Genomic DNA, 12,632 nt, shown 5'->3' on the forward strand with positions numbered 1-12,632 from the left:
CGTACACAACATGCCGCCCTGCTTTCGCTTAAGACCAATCTCGCTGCAAGGTAGCAAATCTTTGCAGCTCGCTTTGCTTCAAGTCTGAAATGGCCCAGCAGTTCATCTTCTCTTCTTCCCAGTTCGCCAGGTGATAGCCCTGGGCGCTGCTTATGGTTATAGGCGCGCTGTTTTGTTGGCTGGGCCAGAGGAAGAAGTTCACAATATGCCCTTGATACTTATAGACGATCGCGGCCACCGCTCTATTATCCAGGTAGTCGAGGCGACCTCCAACCAGAGAGTAGCCAGCGGGGGCGAGATTATAGATATAAGGGGAGTAGTCGAGCTTGCCCTTGAACCATGGTTTGATGACATCAGGGTTAGAGGAGCGTATGTCTACCAGGTGATCGGCCATCAATGAGCGCATGTGATTGTTAAACACTTGTTGCTGTATGCCGGCGCCCGCGCCGCCTGGCGGGACCGTAGAGGTAGTACGCCACAAACCAGTCAGGAGTACAGCCAGAGCCACTGCAATCAGACAGGCCGCCGCAGCAACGCCAGGGCCACGCCAGGAGGTGGCGCGAGCCAGCAATGGTGTGCGGCTCCTCTCTCGTAGTGCTGCTTGCACGCTTTTCTGTAATTTCGCCGGCGCCGTAAAGTAGAGGGCGTCATCCCTCATCGCGTCGCGTAGCGCCTGATACTCCTGGTAATTTTCCAGGCATACTGCACATGTTTCTAGATGACGCTCGACCTCCAGTGTATGAGCGACATCTAATTCATTATCTATATATGCATGCAAAAGTCGCTGCGCCTCTGTACAATTCATCGTATTCCTTCTTCATTTGTTTGTTTCGCCAGATAGCGTTGCATCTGTTTGCGGGCCCGTGCCAGGCGCGACATCACAGTTCCTAAGGGAATATGCACGATCGTGCTGATATCCCGGTACGACAGCTCTTCTAATTCGCGTAAGACCATGACTTCGCGGAACTCGATGGGCAAGGCCACAAGCGCTTCTCGGAGTCTCTGCTGGTCGATGCGACGCAGATACAGCACTTCCGGATTAAAGGTTTCACTCTCTATATCGTGCAGTTCTTCATCAAACGGTGTTGTCTGCTCATCTAAGCGCCGCTGTTGGAGCCAGGTGTAACAGGTATTGCGTACAATTGTCAGCAACCAGACGCGACTATCGCCGCCACGAAAGCCTTGAAAAAACCTGAAGGCCCGTAAGCATGCTTCCTGCACCATATCCTGCGCATCCTGGTCATTATGGGTGAGCCAGCGCGCCAGATTGTATGCTGCATCCAGGTGCGGTAAGATAAGCTGCTCAAAACGTAAGCGTTGGTCATGCTGTTGCACTTACGCGCCTTTTTTCCTTTCTCTAAAAGAGACTGATTTCTCCCTGTTTTTATTCCTGTAGGAGAGACTAGCTTTGACTTTATTTTATTCCTACCAGCGCTGGCCTCTCCCATTTTAAATGAACCATAGTTAGATTACTCCGCTTCCAGAGTCCTTTTACCTACCATCATACAATATATTGATTTTGTTTTCTATTTATAATGCAGGGCTTTACCAGCACTTTCTCGATGTGAAATAGATTGCGGGAATAAATCTGGCAAAAGGCAGTCTGGAGATGTGTGGGAAAAAGAAAGCGGGAGCTGTGCTAGAGCCTGGCATACAGGTGAGACCATTTAGTTCCCATCGTGAAGCTTTCAGACAGCAAGTTGGATACTGTTAGTTTGCTTGAAGAAGGAGAGATCCAATGGATGAGACATTTGCGGTTGACGCGGCGGAGTATACCCCGATGGCTTCCTCAACGCGAAGGCTGATAAGGGGCTATAGTTTTGTCAGTGCGGCCATACATACCCTGATCGGGATTACGATGCTGGCACTACTCTTCTTAACGTCCAGTAATGTGCTGATCAAAGGAATTGAAGTCTTTTTGAGTGTGTCAATGCTTGCCGCCAGCTGGATGATGTGGAACGAGCTGATGAACAAAGAGCGCCAGTCACCGGGGATGGTCTTGCTGGCCGGTGAGATCGCCCTGGCGGCGGCTTTCCTCTACCTGGGTGTGGCTATCCCAGCATTTCACCAGGGCTATGCGACCCCGACAATTGCCCTGGCTCAGTTCATTACCGTGCTGGTGGCCCTGGTCTTTGGCTGTGGCGAGCTGGCCTTAGCCGGTTCCGTCAAGGCTGCGCGTCCGCGCGGGCTGGTCGCGTTTCCCGACGTGGTTCGTGATGGAGTGCAGTTGCTCACAGGTACCGTCGTGCTGGGAATCGGCCTGTCACAATTAGCGGGGGCCGAGCTCAAGGCTCCGCAATGGAGTTGGATCAGCTTTCTGGGCATTACCATCCCTGGCATGTTTATCCTGGTTGGTCGCGAAGGCCTGAAAAAACGCTTTGAGGGCATCCAGGGTCCAGGCAGGCTCCCGTACCAACTGCTGGTAGATGCCCTGCTGGTTATCGGGCTATTCATCATGTTGTACGGAAGCTATGCCAACCTGACATTAGGTGCGAACGGCTACCAGGTAGGAATAAAAGGAAATGCGACCGGTTTCACGCTGTGGATGATCACGGTACTCCTGTTGCTGGGTGTGCGGGGAGCCTTCAAGCTGGCTTTTGGGCATAGGAGTGGTGAGCTCTGGTATCGAGTGCTGAACAAACTGCTCTATGTCGTGATACTGGTCCCCTTCATCTATGCCGTGCGCTCCATCTTCACGGGCCAGGCACCGCTCATCCATATCGGCGCGGCCGCTCCGGCGGCGGCACTGATTCTGCTTGGCGGATTTCTGATCCTGGTCGTTGGACGAGCTGTCGGTCAAAAAGTAAGCGCGTGAGATAGGAATAAAGAGGCTCGCTAGTTGGAAGAAAGAAGGTACAACATGGTGCGGGGGAACGAATTTCATCAGGCACATTCACCAATCAATGCGTATGGTGTCATCGGCGATTGTCATTCAGTAGTGCTGATAGCGCCGGATGGGTCGGCAGACTGGGCCTGTCTGCCTGACTTCGATAGCCCGTCCATCTTTTGTCGCCTGTTGGATGCGGAACATGGGGGATACTTCCAGATCGCGCCAACGGATGGCTCGCTGCAGGGATCGCAGCGCTATCTACACAGGAGCAACGTGTTGCAAACACGTTTTGTGAGTGAGAAAGGGGCCATAGAACTGACCGATTTTCTGCCCGTGGAGACCTTGCAGGCCAGGTCCTATGAGGAGGTTGCCGCCAACCTGACAAACAGGCACAGCCCTCGTAGCTGCCTGGTACGGATGATCGAATGTACGCACGGCAGTATGGCAGTTACTATGCGTCTCAAGGTAACTCCGCACTATGCAAGTGTGCCAGCCGAGGTCGTGCTTTGCCCTGATAATATGGGGGCGTTCATCTCTGGTGGCCTGCAACATGTGGCGCTGCTCGCCGCCGATGTGCACCTGGTGCCGTCATTCACCATGGAGATCGTACAGGACCCAGATGCGTGGCATCCGACCATCCAGGCGCAATTTGTATTGCACAAAGGAGAAAGCCTGACCTTTTTGCTGGGTGTGGAGGATAGCATCTACACCGCCCATGAGCTGTTTGGGGATGAATTATTGCAACGTGATTTTAACGCGGAGTTGATCCATACGCTCCAGTGCTGGCGCGATTGGATCGCTGGTTGCGCCATCTGTACCCGGCATGGACCATATGCGCACTGGGTGGAGCGCAGCGCGCTGGTGTTGAAGTTACTGACATATGCTCCCACCGGCGCGCTAATGGCTGCTCCGACGACATCCTTACCCGAAGAACTGGGATGTGTGCGCCATTGGGATTACCGCTTCACCTGGCTGCGTGACGTGAGCTTTACGCTTTACGCCTTTAATACCCTGGGCGTTACCAGTGAGGCTGCGGCATTTATGGACTGGCTCGGCCATATCCCATATGTGGATAGTGAGGATCTGCAGGTTATGTATGGTATCCATGACGAACGTGTCCTGACCGAGCAGGAACAGATCCTCCTGAGCGGTTGTGCCGGTTCTAGCCCCCTGCGCATCGGTAATGGGGCGGGCAGGCAGCAACAACTGGATATCATTGGCGGCCTGCACCTGTACCAGTGCCAGCAGCAATCCAACATCATCCTGGATAGTTCGTTGTGGATACGCATAAGAGCGCTGGTGGACTATGTGTGTGACCACTGGCAGGAGCCTGATAGTGGCATCTGGGAGATGCGGACCGAGCCACGTCACTTTGTCTATTCCAAGGTTATGTGCTGGGTCGCCTTGGATCGTGGCATCCGAGCCGCGGTACAGACTGGCCTGGAGGCTGATCTTCCCAGGTGGACGCAGGTACGCGAGCAGCTGCGGGCTGAGATCCTGGAGCGCGGGTATGATCCATCCCTCGGAGCTTTTACCCAATCCTATGGTGATCAGGTGCTTGACGCGGCGAATCTACTGCTGCCGCTGGTTGGCTTTTTAGCGCCCGATGATCCGCGCATGCTCTCAACGGTTGAGCGCACCATGGAGCTGTTAACCAATGAGGATGGTTTTGTCTATCGCTATCGCCCGGTGGATGGTCTGCCGGGCGCCGAGGGAAGCTGCTCCATCTGCACGTGCTGGTTGATCGACAACCTGGCTCTGCAATGTCGCGTTGAAGAGGCGCACGCCATTTTTGAGCGCTTGCTCAGTTGTGCCGGTAACCTGGGCCTCTTCTCTGAGCAGGTTGATGCTCAGGGCAGCATGGTGCCAGGGAATTATCCCCAGGCATTGACGCACATGGCTTTGATCAATAGTGCCAGTAATCTCTGTAATGCAGGCAAGCAGTGTTCCAGGAATGTTGCTGCGCTGGATAGCGTCGAGAATTGTGCCTGATTGCGCATAAAGAAAGCGAACGATGATGGTAAGAGTACAGTATGATTTGACGATTATTGGTGGTGGATCGGCCGGGCTTACGGCCGCCCACCTGGCGCAGGCTCTGGGTAGTAAGGTGTTAGTGATCGATAAAAAACGGCTGGGCGGTGATTGCTTGCATTATGGCTGTGTGCCGAGCAAGAGCCTGATTCACGTGGCGCGCATGGCGTGGGCGAGGCAGGTTGATGCACGACTGGGACTGAGCTCGCGCTATGAGGGCGTCGATATGGCCGGGGTGAGCGCGTACATCCAGGATGTGATTGCGCGCGTGGCTGCTGAGGAGAAGGCGTATACAGAGGGCGTAACGGTACGCTATGGGGATGTCTCGTTCATCTCACCGATGAGGTTGCGCCTGAACGATGAGGAGATTGGTAGCGACAACGTGTTGATCGCTACCGGCTCACATCCGGCGATACCAGCGATTGAGGGATTGCGGGAAACGGGCTATGTGACCAATGAAGATGTCTTTGATCTGACGGCCCTCCCTGCTTCGCTGATTGTCGCCGGCGGTGGCCCCGTCGGTGTCGAACTGGCTCAGGCGTTTGGGCGCCTGGGCACAAATGTAGTGATTGTTCAGGGGCCAGACCGGCTGCTACCGCGCGAAGACCCTGAAGTGTCTGAAAGGATTACAGGCATCCTTAAATCTGAGGGCATTGAGATCGTCACGAATACGCGCGTAGTGAAAACGTATCGTAGCGCGAGTGGCAAGAAGATGGTTGTGGCCCGGCGTGGGGAGTTGATGTTACGCATTGAAGCGGATGAATTGCTGCTCGCCCTTGGCCGTGAGCCCAATATCGATGGCGCGCAGTCGGGGTCAGACCGTGCAGGGTTGAACCTGGAGGCGGCCGGAGTGCGCTATAGCAAGAAAGGCATTATAGTCAATGAATACCTGCAAACATCGGCGGCGCATATCTTCGCCCTGGGTGATGTGATTGGCGGCTACCAGTTCACGCATGTAGCCTCATATCAAGCCGGGGTAGCGGTGCGCAACGCGCTGGTACCAATCTTCAAGCAGAAAGTGGATTACCGCGTCGTGCCCCGGTGCACTTTTAGCGATCCTGAGGTTGCTAGCGTGGGACTCACAGTCAGCGAGGCGCTGCACCAATATAAGCATGTGCATGTCAGCAAGTTGCCGTGGGCTGCAATCGATCGCGCGCAAACGGCGGGCGAGACAAAGGGCTTTATCAAGCTTGTCCTGGCCGGAAAAAAAGAAGAGATTGTGGGTGCCCATATGGTTGGTTCAGGCGCGGGCGAACTACTGGGCGAGATCGCCCTGGCGATGCAGCACCACCTGACCATCAACGATATCATGAATACCATCCATCCCTATCCTACCCTGGGGACAGGACTGCAACAAGTGGCCTTTGAAGCCTATCTCCACGGCCCCCAGACGGTGCGCAATCGGAAGCTCATAAACCAGCTCGCGCGCATCCGCCTGCTGGGCAACAGCTGAGGCAATGGAGAGAGGAAAAAGCCCAAAGGAACACGATTTGTACGTGTGGGGCTTGCCCCCGCTTTTAATCTTCACGCTCGAAAAAGCAATGATAAGGATGTTTTGCAGCTATTTATTTGAGCGCATAAAGTTATTATTGTTTGTTTTCAGGCAGGAACGGATTAAGCGGGGGCAAGCCCCGCACGTACAGATCGTGTTTCTTGTTGCGCTCAGTTGATTATCTGGTTGCTGCGTGAGGTGTATTGTGCACGAGGCCGGCATGCTGCGGGTTGTACATGGCAAGTTGGTTGATAAGCCGCATGCCTATGCCGCCTACAGGGGAACCGTTTCGTGTTGCGGAGGCCTTCGTTTATGGGATGGGACGGGTTCGTGTTGTGGAAGCTTTTTTGGGTTTCGAACATGGTTTTCTTTCTTTGGGGGGTCACGCTCCATTTGCTGTGATGCGTCGCTGCATCACAGCTTGCCAACCTTCAGCCGTAAATGCATGTAGATGGACCGCAGGCTCATTTAACACAATAAGAGCTATCACCTCGACGCGATCAGGGGCGTGAAGCAGGAGAAAAGCCATCGAACGATCAGCACCTATCATCTCCACGTCGATGTCCTCTTTCTCCGCTTCAGTCAAATTGTGATGATTAGCCCAGGCGCACGCGTATGCCACAAGGTTTTGCTCTTCTGGCCCGGTCAGAGGCTCCTCAGGATATCTGGTTTGCCATTCTCTGACGAGGTGAGCACACGGTTGTTTGTTTATCATCGCCTTACTGATCGCATCCAGGAGCTGGTATTGCTTGTTGATTGGCGCCTTTTGTGCCTTCTGTTGGTTATCATGCATGCCTATCGTTCCTTTCATAATAGATCAAGAAGTGACGAATGTATTACGGATGCAGGAACAGATTTGTTCTACAATTAATTCTTGCGCAAGCCATGCTCTTGAGGTATACTGTCTACCTACAGCAAAAATAGAAAGGAGGTGTACAGCGATGCTTTTGAGATATGAACTGAGAATGAGGCGGAACTGTACACCTGAACGCCAGTGAATTAAGTTCTGCCTCCCTTCATCCCCATAGGTTTATATTGCTTACTTTTTGAGAATTGTCGCCGCTGCTAGCCCCTTTTTCGCGGCGTTTTTTGTGTTACAAACTCTGAAGGAGATTTTTCGTGGCAGATTTACATTCACAAACAGGTTTTTTGCAGGCACAGGGTGCCCCGCTGTACTATGAAGTTGCCGGTCAGGGCGAGCCAGTGCTGTTGATCCATGCCGGGGTCGCCGATAGCAGGATGTGGGACGAGCAGTTTGCGGCATTCGCCCAACACTACCGCACCATTCGCTATGATCAGCGTGGCTATGGCCGATCGCAGTATCCAGCCGGGCCTTTTGCCTATCACGAGGACCCGGTAGAGCTCCTCAAGTCTCTTGATATTGGGAAGGCGCACGTCGTTGGTATCTCGTTTGGCGGCAAAGTCGCGCTCGATTTTACGCTGGCGCATCCCGAGATGGTGGCTTCGCTGGTGCTGGTCGCGCCAAGCGTGGGTGGTACACAGCCCTCGGAACTGGTGCAGAAGTTCGCAGAGGAAGAAGAGGCTTATCTGGAGCGTGGCGACCTGGACGCTGCGACCGAGCTGAATCTGCGCATGTGGGTCGATGGCCCACAACGGACGCCCGAGCAGGTCGATCCATTGGTGCGCGAGCGCGTACGCACGATGCAGTATCATGCCTTCACCGTCCCGGTGCCCGAGGGAGCCGAGACGCTGGATTTGCAGCCGCCAGCCATCACGCGCCTGGCCGAAGTGCAGAGGCCGACCCTGGTTATAGTTGGTGACTACGACATCCCCAAGAAGTTAGAACTGAGCCAGCAGCTCGCAGAGCGGCTCGCCGATGCGCAACAGGTGATCATCCCCGGGGTGGCGCACATGGTTAGTATGGAGCAGCCCGAGCAGTTCAATCGTGTCGTCCTCTCATTCTTGAACAAAGTCGCCATTTAATCGTCTTTGCGTTATCCCTTTCTTTATCTCATCCAAAGAGCTTTGGGTGAGATAAAGAAGCTGAGAAAACTTATCTTTAAGTTGGACCTGATCGGAATGAGATTAATAAATGCTAAGAAAGAGAATAAAGTGCATCTACATGAGTAACATGATCGTGCCATAGGAGGATAACGGATCGGTGCTTGCAGATGTGCGAGCAGAAATGGTTCGTTTGAGACAAGCAATAATATTGTTTTTTTATCGCACATACATCAAAATGATGTGGAGGACTCCATGGCGAATTGGTCTATAAATCGTGTTGTGGCACTGGTGATTGGTATCATCTTTCTTATTCTTGGTATTGTCGGTTTTGTGACTCCAACCGAGAACAGCACTGGTGTGCAGGCCATCTTCGGTATCTTCGACTCTGATACCATCCATAATATTCTGTATGTTGTTACCGGCCTGCTGGGTATCGGATCAGCCTTCACCGGCTACGAGCGCCGCTTTAATCAGATCTTCGGCATCGTCTACATCTTACTCGCCCTGCTTGGTCTGATCCCACAGCTCTACTTCCCGGCTGGATCATATGGCAACGATAAAGGCCTGTTCCTGGGTCTGACCCACCTGAACGCTGGCGACCACATCCTGCACCTGATCACTGGATTGATCGCAGCCGCTATTGGCTTCTTCGTCAAAGGTACAGTTAGAAATCCAGGTCCCAATGCCCGTGCTCGCCACAGCTTGTAAGCTACCAGATTCACACTGCTAGCTCTTAATATGAACGACCGTGCTCCCCACTATTTCGGGGATCACGGTCATTTCTATAGGGGAAAAGTGCATGGTCAGAGCGTGCGAAGGACGTGGGAAGCGAACACGTTCGATGCAGCTTTCTGGTTTTTAGACAGGCCAATGTATGTGGTAAAATATTGAATGATCTATTTATAAGAGTATTTAATGTCAAATGGATAGAAATTGATTGCGCGGCGCTTTTATGGTTGAGCGCCTGGCCATAACTATGCCTGCTGGCGTGGCACCCTGGCGGACGGCCTGCAATTTCTCCTGAAATGATTTTTTGATTGGAAGACAAATAGGCATAGGAGGGTTAGTTTGATGGTTGTTTTAGAGCCGATGACAGAGGCGGAATTACAGAGTTACCTGGATTTCGCGGTAGCGGATTATGCCCAGGAGCACGTGAAGAGTGGGCGTTGGTCCGAGGGAGAGGCGCTGGCATTGGCCAAAAAGCAGTATGCTGAGTTGTTGCCCGCCGGAGTTGCTTCGCCGCAGCAATACCTTTTCACTCTTGTTGACCCGGAGCAGCAACGCAAGGTGGGCATCCTCTGGTTCGCGATTGAGGAGCGCAGGGGGCGGCGTGGCGCCTTTGTCTATGATATACGCATTGAGGAAGCTTATCGACACCAGGGTTATGGTTCGCAGGCTTTCCGCGAGATGGAGATGAAGGTGCGCGCTCTTGGGGCCAGCCAGATCGGCTTGCATGTCTTCGGGCATAATCAGGTCGCTCTAGAGATGTATCAAAAGCTGGGCTATGTGGCCACCAATATCTCGATGGTCAAAGAACTGGATCAGATGCAGCAATAAGCAATACCTGTCATTGAGTAACCAGACAGCAAGATAGGAGAAGCTCTCTATGAGCACAGCGGAACCAGAGCAGCCTACATCTGACAGGCTGCCTTATGGGGTCAAGCTGTTGCGTATCTTTAAGGAGCCTACCGTCGCCTTTATTGTGTCTATGGTGTGGTCGCCCGACGGGACGCGCGTAGCTACTGGCTCTTCGGATAAGACTATGCGTGTGTGGGAAGTAAGCAGCGGTGAGTTATTGCATACCTCGGAAGTGTATGCATCTACAGTTAGGGAGGTGGAGTGGTCGCCTGATGGCAGGCGCGGCTTTCGGGTTTAGCACTGAGGTATGGATATGGGATAGCAGCAGCGGTGAGCTACTGCCATGTTGGGAGGGGCATCACGCAGGGATCTGGTCGCTGGCGTGGTCGGCCGATAGTACCAGGTTGGCTGGCTGGTCCGTGGGTTGGGAAGTGCGTGTCTGGGATGGTAGCAATGGGAAGTTGTTATATGAGGTGGAGGGACATCGCGAAGGACTGAAATTGTCTGTGGCGTGGTCGCCCGATGGCAGACAGCTAGCCACTGGCCAGACGGATGGCATTGTACGAGTGTGGGATGGACATAGCGGGCAGCTCGTGCATAAGCTAGAAGGGGACCAGAGCCATGCCTGGTCGGTTGATTGGTCACCTGATGGGACCCGGCTGGCCGCCGGTACAACCAGTGGTACCGCGCGAATCTGGGATGGTAGCAGCGGTAAACTCTACCATGTGCTGGAAGGACGCACAAATTGGGTCAGATCAATAGCGTGGTCGCCCGATGGGACGCAGTTAGCTACCAGTTCCCTGGATAGGACTGTCCGGCTATGGGATAGGAATAGCGGGATGTTGCTTTATACGTTAGAAGGATATACCGAGGGACGGAACCATTTATTGGCGTGGTCAGCGGATGGTATGTGGCTGGCGGCCAGCGCCTATAAAGGTGATCGCGGAGAGGTCTACATCTGGCATACTCCCAACTGGGAGCTGCGGGCAACCTTTCCCATGTCCGGCCTGATCCATGGGAAGCCATTTGCCTGGCACCCTGATCAACCCCTCCTGATTGCCCCTGGTCCAGTGCGGTCTGAGTTTAGCCTCTGGCAACTGGATGTGGATAATGCGAGGCCGCCCGGCGAGCATGCCTGACGGCCTCACGGCTAGCTTTATTCAGGCGTGCAGGGTTCCCATAACACGGATGATGCTGGCGGCTGGTAGCTGGATGCGTGTATGCTTGCCACCGTCGCTGCTACGTCGTGGGGCCGATAACTGGACGCGCTCAGGTTCCGCAAAGGTATTGCAGGCATGGATGTCGTCTGCTGTCAGCGTGACAATCTCTAGTTCAGACCAGTTGGCCTGTCGTAGCTCGACATCGAGCTCCACCGGCTGGGTAGGGTGGGTATTGACGACCGTCATACACAGCACTCCATCCTTGATGGTGGCCGAACCATGCACGGCCTGCAGATCAAGGGTGCGCTGATCGGTATAGCAGGAGCGGCAATGTTCTTCCGAGGCCTCACCGTGGCTGATAGTTTCGGCCTGCGAGATCAAGCGAATAGCCTGGCCATGGCGATGCGGCTTGTAGAGATCAAAGACATGGTAGGTTGGTGTCTTGATACACTTATCATCCTCGACCAGTAGCAGCGACTGCAGTACATTGATCAGCTGCGCGATATTGGCCATATACAGGATATCCGCGTGGTTGTTGAAGACATCCAGCGTCAGCGCAGCCACACAGGCATCGCGCAACGTATTCTGCTGCATGTAGATGCCATGGAAGCCTTCGAGCGAGGTCCCGCCGGGTCCACTGGGATGCCAGGTACCCCATTCATCCACGATCAGTTTGACGCGCCGGTTTGGATCGAACTCATCCATGATCGAGCGATGCCCGCTCACGATACCATCAATGGCATAGCCGCGCGCCAACAGCTCCAGCCACTGCGAGTCAGTGTACTCGGTTGAGGAGCCAGTAGTTCCACAATAATAATGGGCGGCAAAGCCCTGCACCTGTTTGAGGCGGCAGGAGGTATGGTGGTTCTTCATAGTATCAAAGAAGCGGCGCGTCCAGGCGAAATCGCGGCTATTGGGTCCGCAGGCAATGGCCTGGACCTCGCTACCAGGATAGTTGAAGACATAGGTGCGATAGCGCGCGAAGGCCGCCGCATACTCCTCTGGACTCATATTGCCGCCACAGCTCCAGTTTTCGTTGCCGATGCCCCAGAATTGTACCTTGAAGGGCTCGGCCGCGCCATTGCTACGCCGCTCGGCAGCCAGGGCCGAATTGCCCGCGAAATTACAATATTCCACCCAATCGCGCAGCTCTGAGGGCGCGGCCGAGCCAACATTGCCCGCAAAATATGGTTCAGCCCCCAGCTGGCGACTAAAATCTAGAAACTCGTGGGTCCCAAAAGCATTTGACTCCTCGGCCATCCCCCAGTACGTATTTACGCGCGTCGGGCGTTGCTCACGCGGACCGATGCCATCGCGCCAATGGTAATTATCGGCAAAGCAGCCCCCCGGCCAGCGCAGGACCGGGATCTCCAGTGGGCGCAGGGCCTCCAGCACATCCTGGCGTATCCCGCGCGTATGAGGAAGCGGGCTCTCAGTGCCCACAAAAGTGCCTGGATAAATACAATCGCCCAGGTGTTCAGAGAACTGACCATGGATATAGGGACTTACCTGTCCGATGGGCTCCTCTGGCAGGAGCACCACCCGCTGCACCGTCTCCATTGCGTGCATCTCCTTT

Annotated in this window: 12 protein-coding genes; 8 read left to right on the forward strand and 4 right to left on the reverse strand. The window is 54.2% G+C overall.

Annotated features, from left to right (window positions below):
- Window positions 1-28: 28 nt before the first annotated feature.
- Complete coding sequence (locus EL645_RS25665; RefSeq protein WP_126553514.1) at window positions 29-805, reverse strand: anti-sigma factor family protein; 777 nt, start codon at window positions 803-805, stop codon at window positions 29-31.
- On the reverse strand, window positions 802-1,335 hold the full coding sequence (locus EL645_RS25670; RefSeq protein WP_126553516.1) for a sigma-70 family RNA polymerase sigma factor: 534 nt from the start codon (window positions 1,333-1,335) through the stop codon (window positions 802-804). The genes EL645_RS25665 and EL645_RS25670 overlap by 4 nt, the downstream gene beginning before the upstream one ends.
- Before the next feature lie 403 nt (window positions 1,336-1,738).
- Between EL645_RS25670 and EL645_RS25675 the strand changes: the two genes are divergently transcribed.
- From EL645_RS25675 to EL645_RS25685, 3 genes are read left to right on the forward strand one after another with little or no spacing between them, the layout of a single operon-like run.
- On the forward strand, window positions 1,739-2,815 hold the full coding sequence (locus EL645_RS25675; RefSeq protein ID WP_126553518.1) for a hypothetical protein: 1,077 nt from the start codon (window positions 1,739-1,741) through the stop codon (window positions 2,813-2,815).
- Window positions 2,816-2,839: 24 nt separating this feature from the next.
- A complete protein-coding gene (locus EL645_RS25680) occupies window positions 2,840-4,822 on the forward strand; it encodes a glycoside hydrolase family 15 protein (protein WP_246035473.1) in 1,983 nt (660 codons plus the stop codon).
- Between the two features lie 22 nt (window positions 4,823-4,844).
- A complete protein-coding gene (locus EL645_RS25685; RefSeq protein ID WP_246035474.1) occupies window positions 4,845-6,314 on the forward strand; it encodes a dihydrolipoyl dehydrogenase family protein in 1,470 nt (489 codons plus the stop codon).
- A 421-nt stretch (window positions 6,315-6,735) separates the two neighbouring features.
- On the opposite strand, the gene EL645_RS25690 is transcribed toward EL645_RS25685, so the two are convergent.
- Window positions 6,736-7,146 (reverse strand): hypothetical protein, encoded by a 411-nt coding sequence (locus EL645_RS25690; RefSeq protein ID WP_126553522.1) that lies wholly within the window; start codon window positions 7,144-7,146, stop codon window positions 6,736-6,738.
- Between the two features lie 326 nt (window positions 7,147-7,472).
- Here EL645_RS25690 and EL645_RS25695 point away from each other — a divergent pair, with 326 nt between their 5' ends.
- The 5 genes from EL645_RS25695 to EL645_RS25715 all read left to right on the forward strand — a co-directional run bounded on the left by EL645_RS25695 (window position 7,473) and on the right by EL645_RS25715 (window position 11,035).
- A complete protein-coding gene (locus EL645_RS25695; protein ID WP_126553524.1) occupies window positions 7,473-8,297 on the forward strand; it encodes an alpha/beta fold hydrolase in 825 nt (274 codons plus the stop codon).
- Between the two features lie 273 nt (window positions 8,298-8,570).
- Entirely contained in the window at window positions 8,571-9,026 is a 456-nt protein-coding gene (locus tag EL645_RS25700; RefSeq protein ID WP_126553526.1) for a DUF4383 domain-containing protein, read from the forward strand.
- Window positions 9,027-9,389: 363 nt separating this feature from the next.
- Window positions 9,390-9,875, forward strand: a complete 486-nt coding sequence (locus tag EL645_RS25705) for a GNAT family N-acetyltransferase (protein WP_136625295.1) — start codon at window positions 9,390-9,392, stop codon at window positions 9,873-9,875.
- A gap of 49 nt (window positions 9,876-9,924) precedes the next feature.
- The gene (locus tag EL645_RS25710; RefSeq protein ID WP_126553529.1) at window positions 9,925-10,194 is read left to right on the forward strand and encodes a WD40 repeat domain-containing protein; all 270 of its coding nucleotides are present in this window, start codon (window positions 9,925-9,927) and stop codon (window positions 10,192-10,194) included.
- The gene (locus EL645_RS25715) at window positions 10,169-11,035 is read left to right on the forward strand and encodes a WD40 repeat domain-containing protein (RefSeq protein ID WP_161977690.1); all 867 of its coding nucleotides are present in this window, start codon (window positions 10,169-10,171) and stop codon (window positions 11,033-11,035) included. Before EL645_RS25710 ends, EL645_RS25715 begins: the two co-directional genes overlap by 26 nt.
- Before the next feature lie 21 nt (window positions 11,036-11,056).
- On the opposite strand, the gene EL645_RS25720 is transcribed toward EL645_RS25715, so the two are convergent.
- A complete protein-coding gene (locus EL645_RS25720) occupies window positions 11,057-12,616 on the reverse strand; it encodes an alpha-N-arabinofuranosidase (protein WP_161977691.1) in 1,560 nt (519 codons plus the stop codon).
- Window positions 12,617-12,632 lie beyond the last annotated feature (16 nt).

The organism is Dictyobacter kobayashii, from assembly GCF_003967555.1.
Lineage (GTDB): Bacteria > Chloroflexota > Ktedonobacteria > Ktedonobacterales > Ktedonobacteraceae > Dictyobacter > Dictyobacter kobayashii.